This window comes from Sphingomonas sp. YR710, from assembly GCF_900101455.1.
GTDB lineage: Bacteria > Pseudomonadota > Alphaproteobacteria > Sphingomonadales > Sphingomonadaceae > Rhizorhabdus.
Genome location: NZ_FMZJ01000007.1, coordinates 154930 through 176743 on the forward strand (window position 1 = coordinate 154930; position 21814 = coordinate 176743).

The 21814-nt window shown below is 63.1% G+C and carries 17 protein-coding genes; 7 read left to right on the forward strand and 10 right to left on the reverse strand.

Translation table 11 applies throughout. The features are described 5' to 3' along the window. Positions 1 to 79 precede the first annotated feature (79 nt). The 6 genes from BLS13_RS10505 to BLS13_RS10530 all read right to left on the reverse strand — a co-directional run bounded on the left by BLS13_RS10505 (position 80) and on the right by BLS13_RS10530 (position 9316). Positions 80 to 1498: an MATE family efflux transporter gene (locus tag BLS13_RS10505; protein ID WP_093451927.1), complete on the reverse strand. Its 1419-nt coding sequence runs from the start codon at positions 1496 to 1498 to the stop codon at positions 80 to 82. After that, positions 1495 to 4260 carry a valine--tRNA ligase gene (locus BLS13_RS10510; RefSeq protein WP_256325808.1) on the reverse strand — a complete coding sequence of 922 codons (2766 nt, stop codon included), beginning with the start codon at positions 4258 to 4260 and terminating at the stop codon, positions 1495 to 1497. The genes BLS13_RS10505 and BLS13_RS10510 overlap by 4 nt, the downstream gene beginning before the upstream one ends. Positions 4261 to 4349: 89 nt before the next feature. After that, positions 4350 to 6389: a S9 family peptidase gene (locus BLS13_RS10515; protein ID WP_093451929.1), complete on the reverse strand. Its 2040-nt coding sequence runs from the start codon at positions 6387 to 6389 to the stop codon at positions 4350 to 4352. A 47-nt stretch (positions 6390 to 6436) separates the two neighbouring features. Continuing rightward, positions 6437 to 6787 (reverse strand): DUF2497 domain-containing protein, encoded by a 351-nt coding sequence (locus BLS13_RS20690; RefSeq protein WP_176943534.1) that lies wholly within the window; start codon positions 6785 to 6787, stop codon positions 6437 to 6439. Positions 6788 to 7142: 355 nt separating this feature from the next. Beyond that, positions 7143 to 8648 carry a TolC family outer membrane protein gene (locus tag BLS13_RS10525; protein ID WP_256325809.1) on the reverse strand — a complete coding sequence of 502 codons (1506 nt, stop codon included), beginning with the start codon at positions 8646 to 8648 and terminating at the stop codon, positions 7143 to 7145. A 23-nt stretch (positions 8649 to 8671) separates the two neighbouring features. Further along, the gene (locus BLS13_RS10530; protein WP_256325810.1) at positions 8672 to 9316 is read right to left on the reverse strand and encodes a protein-L-isoaspartate O-methyltransferase family protein; all 645 of its coding nucleotides are present in this window, start codon (positions 9314 to 9316) and stop codon (positions 8672 to 8674) included. 180 nt (positions 9317 to 9496) lie between these two features. Between BLS13_RS10530 and BLS13_RS10535 the strand changes: the two genes are divergently transcribed. Beyond that, entirely contained in the window at positions 9497 to 10000 is a 504-nt protein-coding gene (locus BLS13_RS10535) for a thioredoxin family protein (protein WP_093451932.1), read from the forward strand. Between the two features lie 78 nt (positions 10001 to 10078). Here BLS13_RS10535 and BLS13_RS10540 read toward each other — a convergent pair whose 3' ends face one another. Further along, a complete protein-coding gene (locus tag BLS13_RS10540) occupies positions 10079 to 10705 on the reverse strand; it encodes a hypothetical protein (RefSeq protein ID WP_093451933.1) in 627 nt (208 codons plus the stop codon). Positions 10706 to 10922: 217 nt separating this feature from the next. After that, a complete protein-coding gene (locus BLS13_RS10545; RefSeq protein WP_176943535.1) occupies positions 10923 to 11483 on the reverse strand; it encodes a response regulator in 561 nt (186 codons plus the stop codon). Positions 11484 to 11749: 266 nt separating this feature from the next. On the opposite strand from BLS13_RS10545, the gene BLS13_RS10550 reads away from it, so the two are divergent. From BLS13_RS10550 to BLS13_RS10570, 5 genes are all read left to right on the forward strand, one after another. Continuing rightward, positions 11750 to 12496: a thioesterase family protein gene (locus BLS13_RS10550; protein ID WP_176943536.1), complete on the forward strand. Its 747-nt coding sequence runs from the start codon at positions 11750 to 11752 to the stop codon at positions 12494 to 12496. 115 nt (positions 12497 to 12611) lie between these two features. Then, positions 12612 to 15068, forward strand: a complete 2457-nt coding sequence (locus BLS13_RS10555; RefSeq protein ID WP_093451938.1) for a TonB-dependent receptor — start codon at positions 12612 to 12614, stop codon at positions 15066 to 15068. A gap of 121 nt (positions 15069 to 15189) precedes the next feature. Next, positions 15190 to 17679, forward strand: a complete 2490-nt coding sequence (locus BLS13_RS10560) for a PAS domain S-box protein (protein WP_093451939.1) — start codon at positions 15190 to 15192, stop codon at positions 17677 to 17679. 61 nt (positions 17680 to 17740) lie between these two features. Continuing rightward, complete coding sequence (gene ppk2 / locus BLS13_RS10565) at positions 17741 to 18496, forward strand: polyphosphate kinase 2 (RefSeq protein ID WP_093451941.1); 756 nt, start codon at positions 17741 to 17743, stop codon at positions 18494 to 18496. A gap of 113 nt (positions 18497 to 18609) precedes the next feature. Further along, a complete protein-coding gene (locus BLS13_RS10570; RefSeq protein WP_093451942.1) occupies positions 18610 to 19029 on the forward strand; it encodes a hypothetical protein in 420 nt (139 codons plus the stop codon). Between the two features lies 1 nt (position 19030). On the opposite strand, the gene BLS13_RS10575 is transcribed toward BLS13_RS10570, so the two are convergent. Continuing rightward, complete coding sequence (locus BLS13_RS10575; protein ID WP_093451944.1) at positions 19031 to 19723, reverse strand: aspartate/glutamate racemase family protein; 693 nt, start codon at positions 19721 to 19723, stop codon at positions 19031 to 19033. A gap of 252 nt (positions 19724 to 19975) precedes the next feature. Here BLS13_RS10575 and BLS13_RS10580 point away from each other — a divergent pair, with 252 nt between their 5' ends. Then, positions 19976 to 20272, forward strand: coding sequence for a hypothetical protein (locus BLS13_RS10580; RefSeq protein WP_093451945.1), 297 nt, complete (start codon positions 19976 to 19978; stop codon positions 20270 to 20272). On the opposite strand, the gene BLS13_RS10585 is transcribed toward BLS13_RS10580, so the two are convergent. Then, positions 20215 to 21747, reverse strand: a complete 1533-nt coding sequence (locus tag BLS13_RS10585) for an NCS1 family nucleobase:cation symporter-1 (RefSeq protein ID WP_093451947.1) — start codon at positions 21745 to 21747, stop codon at positions 20215 to 20217. The two genes, BLS13_RS10580 and BLS13_RS10585, sit on opposite strands and share 58 nt — an antisense overlap. Positions 21748 to 21814: the final 67 nt, after the last annotated feature.

Below are 21814 nucleotides of genomic sequence, written 5' to 3' on the forward strand. Positions count from 1 at the left end.
AAGCCGCATCGCTGCATCATTTTCCGTAGCCGAGAGTCTGTTATGAAATGCGGCAAAGACGCACCTTCACAAGCCACTCTCAGCCGACGGGGGCCAGCTCCGCATGCTCGGCGCGTTCGGCAATGTCGGCGAAGGTATTGCTGCGCCAGTCGCCATAACGATAATAGAGCCACGTCAGGAACGTCGCCAACGCCGAACCGAACGGATAGCTCCACCACAGGCCGTCGGTGCCCAGCCAATGTTCGGTGGCAAACGCAAAGCCGACCCTGCCCGGCAGGAACGCCACCGTCATGATGATCAACGGCGCGATCACGACGCCATTCGCGCGGACGACGCCGGACCACACCATCATGACGCCCGAGATGATGAAGCTCCAGCCGGCAATATGCTGAATATGCTCGGCGATAGGCAAGGCCGGACTGTCCATTCCGAGGAAGAGGCCGACGACCTGCCGATTGAAGAACAGGAGCAACGCCACGAGCAGCCCCGTCATGCCGATATTGGCGATGATGCCCTGGCGCGTGATCGCATTGACCCGGTCCCAGCGACCGGCGCCGATATTCTGCGCCGCCATCGCACTGACCGCGGCGCCCACCGCCATCGCCGGCATCTGAACATAGTTCCAGAGCTGCGAGGCGACGCCATAAGCCGCAACCGTGCTGACGCCCGCCCGGTTGATCAGCCCGATCATCGCGATGCCCGCCAGGGTCAGAACCGTCATCTGAAGGCCCATCGCGATACCGCGCGAGAGGATCAGCCGGAGCAACGGCCAGCCGGGCGCCAGCAGATAGCGCCACTCGCGGCCGCGCAAACGCAGCGGTAGATCGCGCGCATAGATGAAGGCGATCAAACCGGCGGCCGATACATAGTTGGCGATGATCGTCGCCACCGCCGCGCCCTCGATCCCGAGCCGCGGAAACGGGCCGATCCCCGCGATCAGAAACGGGTTGAGCCCTGCATCGAGCGCCACCGACAAGATCATGAATAGCAAGGGCGACATCGAATCGCCGGTGCCGCGTAGCCCCATCATGAGGAGCGTAAGCATGAACAGCGGCGGCACCGACAGGAAGATATAATGTAGATAGATGCTCGCGAGTTCACTCGCACCGGGCGGTGTCGCCAGGAAATGCAGGATGCGATCGGTCAGCAGCCAACCGAAGACCGACGCCGCAAGACCAAACAACAGGAACACCGCGATCGCAGCACCGATCGTCCGCCGCACGCCATCGATATCGCGCCGCCCCATATGCTGACCGATCAACACCGTCGACGCCATGCCGAAGCCGAATGCGCCGCTGATCATCAGGAACAGCACGTTGCTGGCATTGGAGGTCGCGGCCAGCGCGTTCTCACCGAGGAAACGCCCCACCCACACCATGTTGATCGACGCATTGAGCGACTGCAGAATGTTAGCGCCAAGCGTCGGCAAGGCGAACATCAACAGGGTGCGGCCAATCGGCCCCTCCGTCAGATCGCCCCGCCGGGGAGGTCCGCTCATGCTAGACGCGCCAGTGCGGCCGCCAGGCGTTCGGCCTCCAGCGATTTTTCGGCATGGTCCTCGCGCGCCTTCGCGACCGCCTCGGGCTTGGCACGTTCGACGAAGCTCGGATTGCCAAGCCGCCCGGCCAGCGCATCGCGTTCCTTCTCGGCGGCGGCAATACCCTTGGCGAGGCGGGCGCGTTCGGCATCGAGATCGATCACGCCTTCGAGCGGCAGCACGAAGGTCGCCTCATCGACGACGATCTGGGCGGCACCTCCGCCCGTCGCATCGCCCTCCGCGAGTTCGATCCGGGCAAGCCGCGCGATCGCCGCCGCCTGCCGCTCGAGCCGCGCACTCGTGAGCGCGCTCGCATCGCGGACATGCGCCTTGAGTTTCGCACCGGGCGGCACGTTGAGCCCGGTCCGCGCGGTGCGGACCTCGTTCACCAGCCGGATCAGCCAGTCGATCTCTTCCGCCGCCGCCGGATCAAGCGCGCGTGCATCCGCCATCGGCCAGCGCGCGACGATGATGTCGTTTGGCCGGTCGCCCAGCGCATGCCATAGTTCCTCGGTGATGAAGGGCATGAACGGATGGAGCATGACGAGGATCTGATCGAGCACCCAGCCGGCGACCGCGCGACACTCATCGGCGCCCTCGCCCGAGGCAAAGCTTGGCTTGATCAGTTCGAGATACCAGTCGCAAAAGCGCGACCACGCAAACTGATAGATGATGTTCGCGGATTCGTCGTAGCGCAGGTCGGCAATCGCGAGATCGAGCGCCTGCACCGTCTTGACGGTCTCGGCGATGATCCAGCGGTTGACGGGCAGATCGGCCACCGGCGGCTCCAATGTCGCCGAGGCGCCGATGCCGTTGGACTGGGCGAAGCGCGCGGCGTTCCAGAGCTTGGTCGCGAAGTTGCGATAGCCCTCGACCCTCTTCTCATCGAGCTTGATGTCGCGGCCCTGGCTCTCCATCGCGGTCAGGGTGAAGCGCAAGGCATCGGCGCCGAAGCGATCGATCAGGCCGAGCGGATCGACCGTATTGCCCTTCGACTTCGACATCTTCGAGCCATCGGCCGCGCGGACGAGACCGTGCAGATACAAGGTCTTGAACGGCACTTCTTTCATGAAGTGCAAGCCCTGCATGATCATCCGGGCATCCCAGAAGAACAGGATGTCGAAACCGGAGATCAGCACGTCATTGGGGTAGTGGCGGGCCAACTTACTCCCCCTCCCTGCCAAGGGAGGGGGTGGGGGGGTGGGTCCGTCCGGCAGGGGAGTTGATGTTTGGGCAATCCCACCGCTTTTCTCTGCGGACTGCCCCTCCCCAACCCCTCCCTTGGCAGGGAGGGGCTTTTCGGCATCGGGCCAGCCGAGCGTGCCGAACGGCCACAAGGCCGACGAGAACCAGGTATCGAGCACGTCGCTGTCGCGGGTCAGGGCGACGCTGTCGCCGGCCAGCGCTTGCGCGCCGGCTTCATCTTCGGCGACATAGCATTTGCCGTCATCGCCATACCATGCCGGGATCTGATGCCCCCACCAGAGCTGGCGCGAGACGCACCATGGCTGGATATTGTCGAGCCAGTTATAATAGGTCTTGGTCCAGCTTTCGGGGACGACCTTGATCGCGCCCGATCGCACCGCCTCGATCGCCGGTTTGGCCAAGGTTGCGGCATCGACATACCATTGATCGGTGAGCCACGGCTCGATCACCACGCCAGAGCGATCGCCGTACGGCGTCTGGATGACGCGATCCTCGACCTTTTCCAGCAGGCCAGCCTCGTCGATCAGAGCGACGACCCTCTTGCGCGCTTCGAACCGTTCCAGCCCGAGCAGATCGGCCGGGATCAGGCCGTCGGCGGTCTGGATCACGTTCGCTTCGGCATCAAGCATGTTGAGCATGTCGCCGGCCTTGATGCCCGCGCGCTTGCCGACCTCGAAATCGTTGAAGTCATGCCCCGGCGTGATCTTCACCGCGCCTGAACCCAGTTCGGGATCGGCATGCTCGTCGGCCACGATCGGGATCAGCCGGCCGGTGATCGGCAGTTTGACCATCTTCCCGATCAGCGACTTGTAGCGATCATCCTCGGGATTCACCGCGACCGCCATGTCGGCGAGCATCGTCTCCGGTCGCGTCGTCGCGACCGAGATCGTGCCGCTGCCGTCAGCGAGCGGATAGCTGAAGTGCCAGAACTTTCCCTGGATCTCCTTGGTCTCGACCTCGAGATCGGAGATCGCGGTCTTCAGGCCCGGATCCCAGTTCACAAGCCGCTTGTCACGATAGAGCAGCTTCTGGTTGTAGAGCTCGACGAACACCTTGATGACCGCCTTCGAAAAGCCGGCATCCATCGTGAAGCGCTCATTCGCCCAGTCGCATGAGGCGCCCAAACGGCGGAGCTGGCCGGTGATCGTGCCCCCGCTCTCTTCCTTCCACGCCCAGACCTTCTCGACGAATTCGTCGCGGGTGAAATCGGTGCGCTTTTGCTGGTGCAGCGCCATCTGGCGTTCGACCACCATCTGGGTCGCGATGCCGGCATGATCGGTGCCGACCACCCAGAGCGCATCCTTGCCCTTGAGGCGGGCATGGCGGATCAGCACATCCTGCAGCGTATTGTCGAGCGCGTGGCCGATATGCAGGCTGCCGGTGACGTTCGGCGGCGGGATCACGATCGTGAACGGCTCTGCATTGTCGCGCGCAGGACGGAACAGGCCGCCCTGCTCCCAATGCGGATACCAGCGGGCCTCGATGGCGGCGGGGTCGAAAGTCTTGTCGATGGTCATGATGGCCACGGCTTTAGCGGGGACTGCGCCGCTTTTGCTACCCCATCTTGGCCATTATCCGATTTTTGCCCGACAGCGTCCGTCGAGCGTCAATTCGTATTGGTCCACTTATCCATCCAGCCCAGCACCTCATGATACCATTGGACGCTGTTCTTCGGCTTGAGCACCCAGTGATTCTCGTCCGGGAATATCAGCAGCCGCGACGGCACCGCACGGCGCTGGGCGGCGGTAAAGGCGGCCAGGCCCTGGGTGTCGGGGATGCGATAATCCTTCTCGCCATGGATGATCAGCATCGGTGTCCGCCACTGATCGACATGGAGCACCGGGTTCCATTTTTCATAGTCGGCGGCCTTTTCATAATAAGGCCCGCCATGTTCCCATTCGTCGAACCACAGTTCCTCGGTTTCATAGGCCATTGCGCGGGCATCGAACACGCCGTCATGGGTGATGAGGCAGCGGAAGCCGTCCGGCCAGTTGCCGGCGATCCAGTTGACCATATAGCCGCCATAAGAGCCACCCGCCGCACAAGCGCGGCCGCTGTCGATCCATCCGTAACGGGCAGTCGCGGCGGCAAGGCCGAGCTTGAGATCCTGAAGCGGCTTGCCGCCCCAATCGGTGCTGATCGAATCGGTGAAGGCCTGCCCGTAGCCGGTCGATCCGTGGAAATCGATCATCACAGCGGCATAGCCGGCTCCGGTGAACAAAGCCGGATTCCAGCGATAGGACCAACTATTGCCGAAGCTGCCCTGCGGCCCGCCATGGACCAGAAAGGCGAGCGGCGCCTTCGCATCCTTTGCCAGCCCGACGGGCTTCAGCGCATAGCCCCACACCGTGTCGCCATTGGCGCCCTTGAAGCTGAAATGCTCGACCGTCGGCATATCGATGCCCGCGAGTTTCGTGGCGTTGACCTCGGTGAGCCGCGCCGGTTTCCCGCTATCGGCGATGCCGTAAAGATCATTGGGCGCGGTCAACGAATTGAGCGTGAAGATCAGGCCCCTGTAGGTCGGGATTACCGAACCGGCACTGCCCTCCCCCGTCAGGCGGGTCGGCTTGCCGCTGTCGACGTCAATCGCAAAAATCGCTTCATCACCGACATCCTGCGCGGTGACGTAGATCGTCCTGCCGTCCTTCGCCCAGTCGACGCTTCCAACCGATCGGTCCCAATCCCTGGTGAGCGCGCGCGTCGCCCCCGTCGCGATGTTGCGAAGATAGAGCACCAGCCGGTCCGATTCGAAGCCGGGGCGCTGCATCGCCGCATAAGCGAGCGAGCGGCCGTCGGGCGAAACCGCCGGCATCGTATCGGTAGCCTTGTTCGCTGCCGTCAGGTTCACCGGCGCCGCAGATCCGTCGGCCGGGGCCGAGAAAATATCGAGATTGGTCGACAAGGGCTCGATCCGACCGGCTTCGCGCAGCGCGAAATAGACCGTTCTGCCATCGGCCGACCAAGCGAGTTCATTGGCGCCACCGAACGGTTTTGACGGCGTATCGCCCACCAATCCGCCCGTCAATGCGACACCCGCCCCCGCGGCCTTGCCATCGACCAGCGGCAGCACGAACAATTGCGAGCGCTGGCCATCTTCCCACGTATCCCAATGGCGCACGAACAGTTGATCGTAGATGCGGGCACTGCCGCCGTTGCCAACGGTCTTCACATCGGCCAGCGTCTTCGCGCCGATCGGACGATCCGCCCAGACGAGAAGCCGGTCATTGGCGGGTGACAGCCGGAAACCGCCGATATCTTGATCGCCGGTGACAGGCATCGCCTCACCACCTTCGATCGCAATCCGCCAGACGCCCTGATGGCCGCCTTTATCCGACAGGAAATAGACCCAGCGCGCATTGGCGGAGAAAGACGGGCCGGATTCGTTGACAACCGGGTCGGCCGCCAGCTTTTCGGGCTTCGCGCCCTTTCGCGTCAGATCGAGGCGCCACAGATCGGTGCGGCCGCGATTGGCGGCCATATCGGTTTCGCGCTGATCCCAGACGAGCCAATGACCGTCCGGCGACGCATCCGCCGATCCAATCCTCGATAGCGATGCGACGTCTTCGATGGTGAGCGGACGGGCTTCAACGGCAGGGTTGCTGAGCCCGCCAAGCAAGCCGGCAGCAACGAGCAAAATCTTTTTCATGACCAAAGGCTAGAAGCGCGGCGACCACGGTGCAAGCGGCGCGATGATCAGAGCTGATCGTCGTTGATCCCACTCATCTCCTGCTTCACCAGCCGCTCGACAATGCCGGGCAAGTTCGTATCGATCCAGTCGCTGAGCATCGGCCGCAACATATCGCGGACCAGCCCCTCCAGCGTCTGCCCGGTCCCCGCCGGATTGATGATCAGCGACGATAAAGATGGCCCTGCATGCGCAGAAGCGGCAGGCTCCGCGATGCTGGCGACAGCGGCCACCGACGCCGCCCGCGCCTGCGACGAGGCTGCTTCCGACTGCCGTAGCCGCTCGACCACCCGCCGGACAGCAGGCGGTTCGCTACGCGAATCAGACGGTGTCGGATCAGGCTCGACTGTTGGCCACACATGCTCATCGACACGCGGCCGCGGTGTCGGGGAGATGTTCGGGATATGATTTGTCAGTTCGAGAATGGAATCGTCTGCCGGCTCCGGCGCCGAAGCCACGGGCGCGCGCGGCGGAAATGGCGGTCGAGATTCCGCCCGGTGTTCGGTCGGCTTCTGCGATTCAATCCCCGCCGGCGGCGGCATCTGCGGAACAGGTATCGGAGCGGCCGCGGGTTCGGTTGGGTTGGGGCCGGGCGGAGAAGAGAAACTCCGCCGCGGCAACGGGCTATCATCCGCAATGATGCGTTTGATGGAAGCCAATATATCTTCCATCGAAGGTTCGGAACGCGGGTCGCTCATGGCACAGATCTGTGCCCTATTTCGTATCCCCTGTCACGGGGGCAAGCGGCACGACGGCCGAAACACTCGGCTGCTTGCGCGTCGACGTCGCGATCGGCATCGGCTTCGAATCGGCGGTCCAATCGAACACCTTGCCGCGAACGCGCTTATAGTTGGCAACGGGGTCGTACAGCGCCCCGCCATCGAGGCCGAGATCCTTCGCCTGTGCGCGGCCCATCGCCGCGACGAGCGCGAAACCCGCAACATATGCATCGCGCCGCGCCGAGGTGAGCGTCACCCGTGAATTGAGCAACTCCTGTTCGGCGTTGAGCACATCGAGTACGTTACGCGTACCCACGCTCTGTTCGGCGCGCACACCCTCCAGCGCAAGTTCATTGGCAGACACCGCGGTTTCCGATGACTGAATCACGCCGAGCGACGCCTGATATCGCGAGAAGGCGGTACGGGCTTCTGCTATGATCTGCCGCTCGACCGCGGTCGTCTGTTCGAGCGCCTGGCTCTTGCGCGCCTGCGCCTGCCGCACGCGCGCGCCCGGTTCGCCGCCCTGATACAGGGGTACGGTAGCCTGAACGCCTGCTGTTGCCGTCTTGTCGGTCTGAGGCAAGTTACCGGTAAACAGCCCGCCGCCGCCGAGCGTGCCGACATAATCGACATAATTGCCCTGGCCGAAGGCCGAGATCCGGGGCAGGCGCTGCGCACGGGCCGTGCCGATGTCATAATCGGCGGCGCGGCTGGACTGCCTGGCGGCCTCGAGCTGCGGGTTGTTGGCGACGGCCACGTCGACCGCATCGTCCGGGCTTGCCGGCAGCGGCGGCAGCGGCGGCGGCGGCGCAAGATTATCGGGGAACTTCCCGACGATCCGCATATATTCCTGCCGGCTGGCGTCCAGCTGCGCCTGCGCGGCTTCGAGCTGGCTCTTCGCCAGCGCCAGCCGGGCATCGGACTGCGCCACGTCGGTGCGCGTCAGATCGCCGACCTGGAAGCGATCCTTGCTCGCCTGCAGGTTGGTTTCGAGCACGCGGACATTACCGCCGTTCAGATCGACGATCGCGGTATCGCGGATCACATCCATATAGGCCGCGACGGTGGCGGTGAAGATATCGCTCTCCGTGCCCTGCAGGCTGGCGCGACCGGCGAGGACGCGCGCGTCCGCGGCCTTGATCGAATTACGCACCTGCCCGCCCTGGAAGATCGGCAGCGAACCAGAGACCCCACCGCCGATCGATCGCCTGGGTGCGATCGTGTTGAACTGCGAAGATCGCAAAAATTCGTTATAGGTGGCCGTCCCGTTAATCGCCGGCAACCCTTTGGCCCGCGCGATCACCACGTCCTCGTCAGACGCGCGCAGACCGGCGCGTGCGCCTGTCAGCGAAGGGTTGGTCGCATAGACCTGGGCAAAGGCGTCACGCAGCGTGTCGGCCGAAGCTGGCGAATGGCCGATCACGGCGATCGCCGCCGCGCCCAAGACCACTGTCGTGGCAGCGGAGGATTTCACCCCACGCAGTGCCCCTTTGAATGTCACAAGCCCACCCTTTTGCTTTCTTATCAAAAACTGAATGTCTTCGGCCGCGCGAATCCGGGAAGGCGCACGGCATCGGCGTCCGCGAACGCCTTCGTGCCGAAACCCTTGCCAATCCGCACTCCCGATACCAGTCGCGTCACCCCATCCTGCACGATCGCGCCGACCAGCCGGCCTCCATCGGCGAGCTGATCGACGATCGCCGCCGGGATTTCCTCAACGGCGCCGTCGATGACGATCAGGCTGTACGGTGCGCCGCCCGCATAGCCGGCGGACAACGGTGCTTCGACCCATGTGACCGAACCGGCTGCAGCCTTGCCCATCGCAACAAGCGCAGGATCATCCTCGACCGCGGTCACCTCTGCGCCCAGCGCGGCCAGAACGGCCGCCGCATAGCCGGTCGCAGCACCAATCAGCAGCACCTTGTCGCCAGGCACGATCTGCCCCTCGGTCAGCAGTCTGCCGGTCACCATCGGCGGATTTAGCGCACGCCCGCCCCCGAGGGGGACCGGCGTATCAAGATAAGCAAGTGCGGCACGATCCGGCCCCACGAAACGTTCGCGCGGGACCGATCCCATCGCACTGACGACGCGCGCGTCGCTGACCCCCGTTGTGCGCAACTGGCTCACCACCATCGCGCGGCGCATCTGCTCGAAATTCTGCTCGGTCACTCGCCCATCCCGTCGAACTAGTGTCTTATCCGTACAATACAGCACGGACAGGATCAAGGCTTTACCGCGTTGCCGCGAATCCGCCAAGGGCGATAAAGATCCTATATGGACGGGCCAGTACCGGGGCCTGTTTTTGCTATCCCGGCCTCGATAAGCAGGCGCCTCTAGTAGGGGATATTCATGAAGCCGAATCCGTTCCAGATCATCGCACTCGTGATGGCAGCAGCTTCCGCCACGCCATCGCTCGCCATCGTGCCGCCGGATGTTGGCGCCGCGCAGATCGAGCACCCCCTGCCCTTGCCCTATTCCGAGCATGCCGATGCCGAGGTGGAGATTGCGAAGGCCACGGTCCGCGCGCGGCGCACGCACAAGCTTCTGCTGCTCGATCTCGGCGGCAATTGGTGCCTCGATTGCAGGGTACTTGCCGCGGTCATGGATATTCCGGCCGTCGCCCAATTCGTGAAGCAGCATTACGAGCTGGTTTCGATCGATATCGGCAGAATGGACAAGAACCAGCAGGTCCCCGCGCGGTACGGGCTCGACCATATACAGGGGGTGCCGGCGCTGCTGGTCGTCGATCCGCGCACGAAGCGTCTGATCAACGCCGGCCAGATCTCCGCCCTTTCGGATGCCCGCAGCATGACCGCGCAGGCCATGGTCGACTGGCTGGCGCGCTGGATCTGAACGCGCGCGCAGGGGAAAGCCCCGGATGCGGGTGCAACCGGGGCTTCCAGCGGTGTCGGGGAGCGTGAATACCGCCGATCAGTTCGGCGTAGTCGTCACCGTCGTCTTCGTTCTTTCGGTCACGGCGTGAGAACGCGCGCGATGATGATGGACGACACGGTGAACGGTCGTCGTTGGCGCCGATGTCGCCTGTTTCGTGGTTTCGGTGGTTACCGTGGTGGTGGGCGGCAGCGGTGCCGCCTGCGCGACGACAACCGGCGGAGTGGCGCGCGCAGTGGCGGCATCGGCAGCCGCAGCCGCGGCGGCCTGCTGCGCCGAGTCGGCCCGCGCATTGGCGGCAGCGGCATCCTGCTGCGCGGACACTGCTGCGTTTACCACATTGGCGTGATCTTCGGCGCGACGTTTCTGCGTCGTACCTATCGCAGTGTCAGCGAGTTCGGATGCGTGGTTCGCATCGGCAATCGCCTGCTCCTTGTCACCACGCGAGAGATCTTCCTGTGCGGTGCGCAGCGCAGCTGCGGCCTGGGCCTGCAGATGCGGGACTTCCCCGGTCGCGCCGACCTTATTGGCCGCATCGACCTTCGCTGAGGCAGCGGCGATGGCGGCACGAGCGCGATCCGCCTTGCCTTCGGCCGATGCCGGCGTTGTCAGGACCAGCAGTGCCGATATGGCGATACCGGAGCCCGTCAAGAATAAGCGATTCATGTACCATCTCCTCAAAGTTATCATCGCGCCGTCAACGGTCACGCCAATTGAGAAGTTCCGTGCCCGGCCATGCACGGGCCGCTCCCCCGGGGGGCAGCTACCGCCCGGGCAGATCGGCGAACGCTTTTACGGGCGCCGGTTATGAAATGCGATGGCGCCTGATGCGCGGCGGCGCGGACCCCGGCGAATCCGATGCGCATTGCCACCGGAAAATGGACTATGCCCGAAGCGCGCCGAACTCACCGCGCAGGATACGGTGGGGCCACCAGCCGCTGCGCCCCCGTGGCGGAATCAGGCTCTCCTGACGAGGCGGCTGGCATGCAATGCCGCCGAGGTCCGTCGCTGCGAGCGCCGAAGCCAATTGCACCGCGCCAAAGGGCTTTTGAAGGATCCGGCTGGCCGAAACGGCCTCCGCCTCCCACTCATGGCTACTGTCGCCCGTCATATAGATGATGTCGGCCGTCGGATTGATCTGCCGGGCATAACGGGCGACGTCCCAGCCATTCGGCCCGCTACCCAGGCGGATATCCGTGACGATCCCGGACAAGGTGTGACCTTCCTCCCTCAGGAATTGCAGCGCAGCTGCACCGCTCGACCGCACGACGACGGTGTGCCCGCTTCCCAGCAAGACGCCTTTGACGAGTCTTGCGATAACCGGCTGATCCTCGACAACCAGGATGTTCGAGGCGACCGTCGAGCGCGCGGCGGCTGGTTCGAGGAGGCAGACGCGATGACGACTCCAAATGCCTTCGACGCAGGCAGAAACTCTCTTCTTCAATGGACGCCCCCATGTCCGCGATACCGAGATAGGTCCAGAATGGATGCAGCTGATAAACAAAACATTAATTTCGGGTGCGGGTCAGATTGCGGCTACTATCGGCCGAAGTCCACCGAACTTCGTACTGTTTCATCGAATCATAGCCCGCGTCAGGAGTTTTCGGACAACGCGATGAGGCAAATCCCCTTGGCTAGGTTTGCTGCGCGCGGGCGAATAATAGGCAAAATATGCTGCGTACATCGCATGTACCTCAGCAAGGGGGGCTGATGACGGAATCATTCTTCGTTCGCGATGGCGATCATTTCTATCCGAACGGGATATGCACCAGCCCGTGGCAACCGACGGCGCTAAGCGGCGCGGCACTTGCCGGACTTGCGGCGCATACGCTGAATCGCGTGCCGGCGCCGACCGCGATGGTCACCGCGCGGCTTACGATCGATATTCTCGGCACGGCGCCGGTGGGGCCAGTGACGACAACCTCACGCGTCCTGCGCGAGGGGCCCCGGCTCCAGCTGATCGACGTGGAGTTGCTGGCCCGAGGGCGCAGCTGGCTGCGCGCGACCGCGCTGCGTGTGCGCACCGCAAAATCGCCCGAGCAGAGCGTTCCGCCGACGCGCGCCTTCCCGACAGTGCCGGAAACCCAGGCGCTCCGCTGGGGTGAATTTGTGCCGATAGACCGCGACACCAGCGCCCCACGCACGGGTGCCTCATGGGTTCGCGTAACGAGCATGGTCGTCGACGGCGAACCGCTGTCCCCGCTCGAGCGGATCGCGATCACATCCGACGTAGGTTCGGGCACCGCCCGCCTCCTTTCGCGGAAGGACTGGACCTACGCGAATATCGACATCGCGACCCACATGACCCGCGAGCCGCGCGGCGAGTGGCTGCTCGTCGATGCGCGGGGCGAGAGCGCGGGGAACGGCATCGGCCTGATCCACAGCATGCTGGGCGATCGTGACGGCATGATCGGCATGGCCCACCAGACGCTGTTCCTCCAACCTCGGAGTTCCTGAATCGAAAGTGTTGCTGCTGCGAGAATTACCTATCGAGGGCATGTAAAGCAGAGCGGAAACAGCCGATGCCCGCTGACAGAAGACCAGCTTAAGGCCTAAAAAAAGGAGAGGAATCATGGACAATTTCACGCTGAAGACGGCTTTGCTGCTGACGGCATCAGTCGCCGGCATCGTCGCCACACCCGTTTGGGCGCAGAAGGCCGATGGGGATGCGAGCGACATCATCGTCACCGCTCGCCGAATTCAGGAACGCCTTCAGGATGTGCCGGCGTCAATCAATGTGTTCGGCCAGCAGAAGCTCGACGAGAAGAATGTGCGGTCGGTGCTGGATCTCGCAACCTTTGCCCCGTCGCTGTCGGTCAATACCCGGTTCGGCGCGAAGGGCGCCAGCTTCTCGCTGCGCGGTTTCTCGCAGGCGACGCGCACGGCTTCATCGGTGGGCGTCTATTTCGCCGACGTCGTGGCGCCGCGCGGCGGCAACGGCTCGACACCTGCGGGCGATGGCGCCACCCCCGGCTCCTTCTTCGACCTTGAAAACGTCCAGGTGGTGAACGGACCACAAGGCACCTTGTTCGGCCGCAACACTACCGGCGGCGCGGTTATCCTCGTGCCGAAGCGCCCGACCGACAAATATGAGGGCTATGTCGAAGGCAGCTACGGCAATTATGATTACAAGCGCCTGCAAGGCGTGCTCAACATCCCGATCACCAACACGATCAAGTTCCGCGGCGGCGTCGATTATCTGGATCGCGACGGCTTCATCAAGAATATCTCGGGCATCGGGCCGAGCAAATATGGCGATCAGTCCTATATCGCCGCCCGTGCCAGCCTGCTCATCGACGTGATGCCGGACGTGGAAAACTACACCGTCGCCACCTATAGTTATGCGCACGACAAGGGCCCGGTTTCAAAAATCACGAACTGCACGAACACCTTCCCGTTCGGCCTGCTTTCCTGCCAGCAACTCGCACGAGACGCCGGCCGGGGATTTTACACCGTCGAGGGGGCACTACCCAATCCGCACAGCAAGGCGCTGCAGTGGCAGGTGATCAACACGACGACGTGGAAAGCCAGCGAAACGCTGACACTCAAGAACATCGCCAGCTATTCGCAGGTCCGTACCAATTTCATCACAGACATCCTGGGCGCCAACTATGTGATCCCGGTGGGGGCCTTCGGACCGATCCCCAGCACCGGCGCGCTCGGCGGCAGCACGCTCGGCTTCGCGCAGGCGACCCGGGCACCGGGCGCCAACAATGCCGATCAGCAGAATGTCGTAGAGGAATTCCGGGCACAGGGCACCGCCGCCGACAGCCGGCTGAACTGGCAGGCCGGCGCCTATTTCGAGCATAGCACGCCGCGCAAGCCAACCGGCACGCAAGCACCGAACCTGATCGCCTGCTCTGATTCGGACAATTACGTGTGTACCGACGTGATCGGTCTGCTCTTCGCCAATCTTCCGCCGGCCAATCGCGCGCGCTCGATCGGCTTCCTGGGCAACCAGGCAGGTGAGGTTTCCTTCCTGAATCGCGCGCTCTACGCCCAAGCGACCTATGCCGTGCTCGACAATCTCAAGCTGACCGGCGGCTTCCGCTACACCTGGGACAAGACCCGCGCGCGCGGCGAATTGCGCGCCTATCGCTTCGTGTCGCCGACCGGTGCCGCCCTGACGGTGCCGATCGTATCGTGCACACTGGGCGCCGCCGCCGACGCCAATTGCCGGACCGATGGCACGCAGAAATCCAGTGCGCCGACGTGGCTGCTGGGTGTCGATTATAATCCGCGCGACAACATCCTGCTCTACGCCAAATATACGCGCGGCTATCGGCAGGGCGCGGTGACGTACAACGTGCCACCGCCCTACCAGTCGTTCGGCCCCGAGCAGGTCGATGCATATGAGATCGGCGCAAAGACCAGCTTCTCGGGCGCGATTTCCGGCACGTTCAATGTCGCGGCGTTCTATAACAATCTCAAGAACCAGCAGATCAACGTCAACCTCGCCAGCTCGACAAATGCGACCACGGCGACCAGCGCGACCCTCAACGCGGGCAAATCGGAGATTTCGGGGGTTGAGGTCGACGCTTCGCTGCGCCCCTTCAGCGGGTTCACGATCGACGGGAACCTCGAATATCTGCACACCGTGGTGAAATCGCTGGACGTCCAGAAGGTGCCTGGCGGCATCTATGACGTCTTTACGCCGGCGGCGGTGGTCGGCGGGCGCCTGCCTCTGGTTCCGAAATGGAAATGGAACCTGACGGGCACATATCAGCTGCCGGTGCCGGCGTATCTCGGCCGCGTTTCTGCATCGATGACCTACTCGCGCGCGACCGGCTACATCTATACGACCGGCGTATTCGGAACCGTCGATGGCGTCGGACTGCTCAGCGCCAACCTGAACTGGAAAGCGATATATGGGAAGCCGATCGACATCAGCCTGTTCGGTACCAACCTGACGGCCAAGAAATATTACACGGCCGTGAATGACCTGAGCGGAAGCGGCGGCTTCGTTTCGAAATATTTCGGCGAACCGCGGACCTATGGCGTGCGGATCAAATATAGCTTCGGCGAGTAATCCCGCCAAAAATGATGCGCCCGTGCCGCGATCGCCGCACGGGCGCATCAACACCCGCCCCCCGCACGGCCCGCCAGACTTGCGCATCGACAGCGGGTTCGCGCCGCCTTAACAAGGAGCCATGTCGCAACCAGCCCCTTCGCAAGAGGAGATCGGGGCGCTCGCGCCCCTGATCGAAGCCGTGCTCGATCCGGCTTTGATCGTCGACGCGCGCGGCGGAATCCTGGCCTGGAACGGATTTGCCGCAGCATCTTTCGGCTGGAGCAAAGAAGAAGCCGTTGGCCGGGCAATGCTCGAGCTGATCATACCGGAGGCCTATCGCAAACCCAAGAGCCCCTATTTGCTGCGCGAGAAGGACGGCGGCATCAGCGACCAGCGGGCGGATATCATCACCATGCACCGCGACGGCCGCAAGCTCCCAATGGAGATGTCGACAGCCGCCGTGCCCGGCACCAACCGGGCGATGTTCATGGTGATCCTACGCGATCTCAGCCAGCGGCGCACCAACGAGCAGCGCCTGGCGCTGAGCGAGGAATCGCTACGTTTGGCCACCGAGGCGGCGGAAGTCGGTACATGGGATTTCGATGTTCCGAACAATATTCTGAACTGTTGCCGCCGCACGCGGGCAATGTTCGGTATCTTCGACGACTCCCCCTGCACGAACGTTGATTTCTACGCGCGACTGCATCCGGACGATCATGCCGAAACCGCACGGCGTTTCGCAGCAACGCTCGATCCCGAGCTGCGATCGAACTACGATGTCGAATATCGAACGACAGGCCGCGATGACGGCGTCGTGCGATGGATCGCGGCCAAGGGCAAGGGCGTGTTCGATCGGCGCGGTCGCTGCATACGCGCGGTCGGCGCAACAATTGACATCACCGCGCGCAAGCAAGCCGAAGCGCGCAACCTGTTCATGCAGGAGTTAAAGGACGTATTACGCCGCACTAATGTCGAGACGGCGTTGCGCGATGCGTGCGAAATGATGGGACGATTTTTCGACACCTCCCGAGTTGGCTTCGGCACGCTGGACCCATCCGGCGACTATCTCGATTTTCCGGTCTGCTGGTCTGCCGAAGGGATACGGCCACTGATCGGCCGCCTGCCCTCCGCGACGTTTGGCCGCAGGATCGTGAAGAAGCTCAATGACGGCGAGACCGTCGTCATCGACAATCTGGCGCGGGCCGCGATCGCGGATGATGTCGACCTGACGCTCGGCGGCCAGGAAATCCACACTCGCGCCATCCTGGTGGTGCCGTTCGTGCGCGCGGGGCGACTGCGCTCGATCGTCTATCTCAACAATCGCGAACCCCGGGCATGGAGCAGCGAAGACATAGCCTTCATGGAGCAGGTCGCCGAACGCACCAGCGAGAGTATCGCCCGAAATGAAGCCGAAGAGGCTTTGCGGGCGCTCAACGCCTCGCTGGAGGCGCGGGTGGAGGAACGCACGGCCGCGCTTCACGCAACCGAGGACGCACTGCGTCAGGCGCAAAAAATGGAAGCCGTGGGCCAGTTGACGGGCGGGATCGCCCACGACTTCAACAACCTGCTGACCGTTATCATGGGCAATATCGACATGGCGACCCGCCGGCTGCCCGACAATGTCGACGACCGCGCGCGCCGCGCCATTGAAAATGCCCAACGCGGTGCGGAGCGGGCCGCGACACTGACGCAGCGGCTGCTCGCCTTTTCCCGGCGCCAACCGCTCAAACCCAAGCCCACCCGTATCGACGAATTGATTACCGGCATGTCCGAGTTGCTCGCACGCGCCATTGGCGAAACCGTGCGGATCCAGACCACAGCGCCGCCGGACACCTGGCCTGTCGAAATCGACCCCAGCCAGCTCGAAAACAGCCTGCTAAATCTGGCGGTCAATGCCCGCGACGCGATGCCGGACGGAGGGCATCTCGTGATCGGCGCCACAAATCAGGTGGTCAGCACAAGCAATCTGGCGGACCATTCGGGGATCGATCCGGGTGCCTATGTCGTCATTACCGTATCGGACACAGGCACGGGCATGACCGAGGATGTCGCTGCGCGCGCATTCGAGCCCTTTTTCACGACCAAGGATGTCGGCAAGGGAACCGGGCTCGGTCTTTCGATGGTATATGGATTCGTCAAACAATCCGGCGGCGATACCATCATCCGCTCCGCTGTCGGCCAGGGCACTACCGTCAGCCTGTATCTGCCGCGAATGTTCGGGCGCAATGTCGAACATCCGGTGGTGATCGAAGCGCGCGGGGATTTCGGAACAGCCCATGAAACGGTTCTGGTCGTGGAAGATGATGCAAGCGTCCGCCACCTGTCGGTCTCGAGCCTCTCCGAGCTGGGCTACCATGTCCATGAAGCCGCCGACGGGCCCGCGGCCCTGCGCCTGATCGAAGAGCAACCGATCGACCTGATCTTCACCGACATGGTGATGCCCGGCATGTCCGGCCTCGAACTTGCGCGATCGGTGCGTTCGGCAAGGCCCGATATCCATATCCTCTTCACGTCCGGCTATGCGCGCAGCGAGGGTGCCCCCCTTGATCCTGGTTACGACCTCCTCCAAAAGCCATTTACATTTCATCAGCTTGCAAAAAAGATCCGCGAAACGCTGGATAAAGAGTGAAGCATTGGCAGCTGTGATGCAAAATTTGACAGCGCTGTAGCAAAAGGATCATCTCTCCGGGATGAGCCATCACCAAAAAGACGAACTCCCCGAGTTGCAGCGCGCACTCGTCCAGACGCAGATCGCCGCAGCCAAGAGCGGCGAGCGGATCGTCATTCTGTTCGAAGGCCGCGATGGATCAGGCAAGGATGGCACGATCAAGCGGATTATCGAGCATCTTTCTGTTCGTGGCACGCGCGTCGTCGCCCTTCCCAAGCCATCGGATCGCGAACGAACGCTCTGGTATTTTCAGCGTTACGTCCGTCACCTGCCCGCGGCCGGCGAAATGGTCATCTTCAATCGGTCCTGGTACAATCGCGCCGGGGTCGAACGGGTAATGGGGTTCTCGACACCGGCCGAGCAGGCGCAGTTCCTGCGCGATGCGCCCGATTTCGAGCGGATGCTCGTGGAAAGCGGCATCAAGCTGGTCAAGATCTGGCTCGATATCGGCAAGGCCGAACAGAAGAAGCGGCTGGATGCGCGCCGATCCGATCCGCTAAAAGCCCTCAAAGTTTCCGACATGGATGCGGTGGCCCAGGAGAAATGGGCGGACTATTCGGTTGCGCGCAATGAAATGCTCGAACGCACCCATTCGCTGCTCGCGCCGTGGACATGCGTGCGGGCCAATCATAAACCGCGCGCGCGGCTGGCCATCATCCGCCACATCTTGCGCGAGATCGCACCGGCGCATATCGCCGCACCGATCGAATGCCCCGATCCTAAAATATTATTCACGTTCGAGATATCGGCGATCGGCGACGGACGGCTGGCAAAGTAACTGTTCCGACAGTCGATTTTGTGGCATCATATCGTGGTACGCCAGCTTGCTCGCCTCGGTGCAGATCGATGGGGAGACGCTACGGCCGCTCACCTGATCAAAGGAGGTCAGATATGCGAACCTTGTTATTCGTCGCCATCGGCGCGCTTGCATTGGCCAGCGCCCCGGCCGCTATCGGAGCTCGCGAAAAGCTCTCGCCCGAGATGAAACTGGCCCGTGCGATCGACGGACGGGTCGCCGGAAAGCCAGTGGATTGCCTGTTCCAGCGCGACATTCGCTCGACACAGATCATCGATGGCACCGCCATCATTTATGATGTGGGCGGCGGCAAACTCTATGTGAATCGTCCCGATTCCGGCGAATATTCGCTCCGCGACGGCGACGTGATGGTCACCGACACGCATTCGGACCAGCTTTGCAGCATCGATGTCGTCCGCATGTTCGACAACAGCATATGGATGCAAACCGGTTCGATCGGGCTCGGCAAGTTCGTGCCTTATACCAAGGTGAAGACCACCGCGCCGCAGGGATAGGTCAGGCGAGCGCCAGATCCACGGCCGCAATCGCGTGCAACGTGGTGGTATCGTATAGCGGTACAGCACTGTCCTGCGGACCGACAAGCAGCATGATTTCGGTGCAGCCGAGGATGATCGCCTCCGCTCCGCGCGCAATCAGGCGGGCGATCACATCACGATAGATGCCGCGCGATACCGCAGTGGTGACACCGATCACCAGTTCGCGATAAATGATGTCGTGGACCGCCGCGCGATCATCGGCGTCGGGTACAAGCACGTCGAGTCCGAACAGGCTGGACAGGCGCCCCTTGTAGAAATCCTTCTCCATCGTGAACGCCGTGCCAAGCAGCCCGACGCGCCGATGCCCCGCCGCCAGGATGCTCTGGCCGGTCGGATCGACGATATGCAGCAGCGGGATGGCAACAGATTCCTGAACGTCCGCCGCCATCAGGTGCATCGTGTTGGTGCAGATCAGCAACAGATCGGCACCCCCGCGCTCGAGCGCGCACGCCGCATCGACCATCATCCGGGTCAGCGCCAGCCAGTCCCCATCATGCTGCAGCTTTTCGACGTCGGCGAAATCCACCGACAACATCAGGCTGCGCGCTGAATGCGCACCGCCCAGCCCATCCCGCACCGTCTGGTTGATGATCCGATAGTAAGCGGCCGAGCTTTCCCAACTCATCCCACCGATCAGCCCGATGCATTTCATATCATCTCCCGCCGGAATCCTCGGCAAAATGCGTAAGTAAAGTCACCAACTTGCCGAAAGGAGCACCCACCAGCAAATTCGAGACGCTCGCCCCCATGCGACCTTGTCACATGCGCGAGCGTGCACCCCATTGTTCGAGTAAAGACGATTTTCGACGATCGCCCCCCTCACCGCCGCAACAGCAACGGCATACGCTATCTCCGTTCGAAGGCGCAGCACTGGCGACTCGAATCGCTGCGACGAAACGATCGCATGCCTTCGCAATGTCTTGCCTTGGCCGCGCAGTTCGATGCCCGCGCCGATGCCGCGACGGCACGCCATGCCGAACGTGAAGCGCTCGAGATGGCCCTGACCATGTTGAGCGCACTGACCGACAACACCACCGCCGAGCTCGCCGATGGCGACCGGCCCCATCGCATCGCCCGCGCATTGGCGCAGATGGACGATCTGCTCCGCGAATTGGACGGGCTCGACCTGCGCCTGGCAGCAACCTATCTGTCGATGGCACTGGATACGGCCCGGGCGGCATTGCCGCCTTGCAATGGCTGAACATGGTCAGGAAGATCCCGGCGCCCCCCCAAAGCCGTGCGACGCATCAGCACCCAATATGACAGCAACGCCGCCAACAGCCCGAGAAACCAGGCATAGTTGTAAAGGGTCGTCCACGGCGCACCGATGCTCGCAAAGGTGATCGGGGCGGCCGCATGCAGAAATCCGGGCAGGTTCGGCAGCACGCCGATCGCAAAGGCCGCAAGCGCCGCCGGGTTCCAACCGCCCACATAGGCATAACGCCCGCCTGGCCGATACAGATCGTTGACGTCAAGCCGCGTATCGCGCACCAGCCAGTAATCGGCGATCAATATCCCCGCCACTGGCCCCAGCAGCGCACCATAGCCGGTAAGCCAGGTGAAGATGTAGCCGTTGGAGGTCGCCAGCAATTTCCACGGCATGATCAGCGCGCCGATCGCCGCCGTGATCAGGCCGCCCGTGCGATAGGAAATGCGGTGCGGCCAAAGCGACGAGAAATCGTAGGCCGCGCAAACGAGATTGGCGGCGATATTGCACGATATCGTATCAATGCTGATCACCAGCAGCCCCAACAATACGAAAGGGCCGGACAGCGTGCCGGCCAGCGCGACCGGATCCCAGATCGCGTGACCATAGATCACCACCGTCGCCGATGTCGTGATGACGCTGGCCAGCGCGATCAGCCCCATCGTCGGCGGCAGGCCAAGCGCCTGGCCGATCGCCTGATCGCGCTGACTGCGCGCAAAGCGGGTGAAATCCGGAATGTTGAGCGCGAGCGTGCCCCAGAAACCGACCATCGCGGTCAGCGCCGGGAAGAAGGTCGGCCAGAACATGCCGGCTTTGGCGCCGCCAGGCGCGAATGCGGATGGCGCCGCGAAGATCGGGCCGAACCCGCCCGCGCGCGTGACCGCCCACCAGACCAGCATCGCACAGACCAGAATCTTGACGGGCGCGGTCCAGGTCTCGAGCCGCCTTATCGTCGTGAGCCCCTTGCGCACGAAGATGAGCTGCAACGCCCAGAAGATCGCAAAGGCGGATAATTGCCCGGGGCCGATATCGAGGAACGGCAGGGCCGGCCCGCGCAGATCGCGCCCGAGCAAAACCCCGAGCAGGGTCAGTAACGCCTCCCCGCCGATCCAGGTCTGGATGCCATACCAGCCGCAGGCGACGAGTGCGCGTGCCAACGCCGGCAGCTTCGCGCCCTGTGTCCCGAACGCCGCGCGCGCCAGCACCGCGAAGGGCACACCATAACGCGCGCCGGGATGGCCGATCAGGGTCAGGGGGATCAGGATGATGATGTTACCGGCGAGCACGGTGAGTGCAGCCTGCATGGCCGACATGCCCTGCTCGATCAGCCCGGCCGCAAGCATCCAGCTTGGCACCGCCACGACCATGCCAACCCAGAGCGCCGCAAAATGATACCATGCCCAGTTACGCTGTGCCGCAGTCGTCGGCGCCAGATCAGCGTTCCAAAGCGCGCTGCCATGTTCATCCATATTGCACCGCACCCCCAATTACCCGATCCGCGAATGGAATGTCAGTCTTTACCGTTCGCAGTCGCAG

What these genes read in the sequence shown, in the direction of transcription:
- BLS13_RS10510 (WP_256325808.1), bottom strand. Translation starts at nt 4,260, where the DNA reads ATGACCATCGACAAGACTTTCGACCCCGCCGCCATCGAGGCCCGCTGG.
- BLS13_RS10535 (WP_093451932.1), top strand. Translation starts at nt 9,497, where the DNA reads ATGAAGCCGAATCCGTTCCAGATCATCGCACTCGTGATGGCAGCAGCT.
- BLS13_RS10515 (WP_093451929.1), bottom strand. Translation starts at nt 6,389, where the DNA reads ATGAAAAAGATTTTGCTCGTTGCTGCCGGCTTGCTTGGCGGGCTCAGC.
- BLS13_RS10540 (WP_093451933.1), bottom strand. Translation starts at nt 10,705, where the DNA reads ATGAATCGCTTATTCTTGACGGGCTCCGGTATCGCCATATCGGCACTG.
- BLS13_RS10560 (WP_093451939.1), top strand. Translation starts at nt 15,190, where the DNA reads ATGTCGCAACCAGCCCCTTCGCAAGAGGAGATCGGGGCGCTCGCGCCC.
- BLS13_RS10575 (WP_093451944.1), bottom strand. Translation starts at nt 19,723, where the DNA reads ATGAAATGCATCGGGCTGATCGGTGGGATGAGTTGGGAAAGCTCGGCC.
- BLS13_RS10580 (WP_093451945.1), top strand. Translation starts at nt 19,976, where the DNA reads ATGCCTTCGCAATGTCTTGCCTTGGCCGCGCAGTTCGATGCCCGCGCC.
- BLS13_RS10505 (WP_093451927.1), bottom strand. Translation starts at nt 1,498, where the DNA reads ATGAGCGGACCTCCCCGGCGGGGCGATCTGACGGAGGGGCCGATTGGC.
- BLS13_RS10570 (WP_093451942.1), top strand. Translation starts at nt 18,610, where the DNA reads ATGCGAACCTTGTTATTCGTCGCCATCGGCGCGCTTGCATTGGCCAGC.
- ppk2 (WP_093451941.1), top strand. Translation starts at nt 17,741, where the DNA reads ATGAGCCATCACCAAAAAGACGAACTCCCCGAGTTGCAGCGCGCACTC.
- BLS13_RS10555 (WP_093451938.1), top strand. Translation starts at nt 12,612, where the DNA reads ATGGACAATTTCACGCTGAAGACGGCTTTGCTGCTGACGGCATCAGTC.
- BLS13_RS10550 (WP_176943536.1), top strand. Translation starts at nt 11,750, where the DNA reads ATGACGGAATCATTCTTCGTTCGCGATGGCGATCATTTCTATCCGAAC.
- BLS13_RS10585 (WP_093451947.1), bottom strand. Translation starts at nt 21,747, where the DNA reads ATGGATGAACATGGCAGCGCGCTTTGGAACGCTGATCTGGCGCCGACG.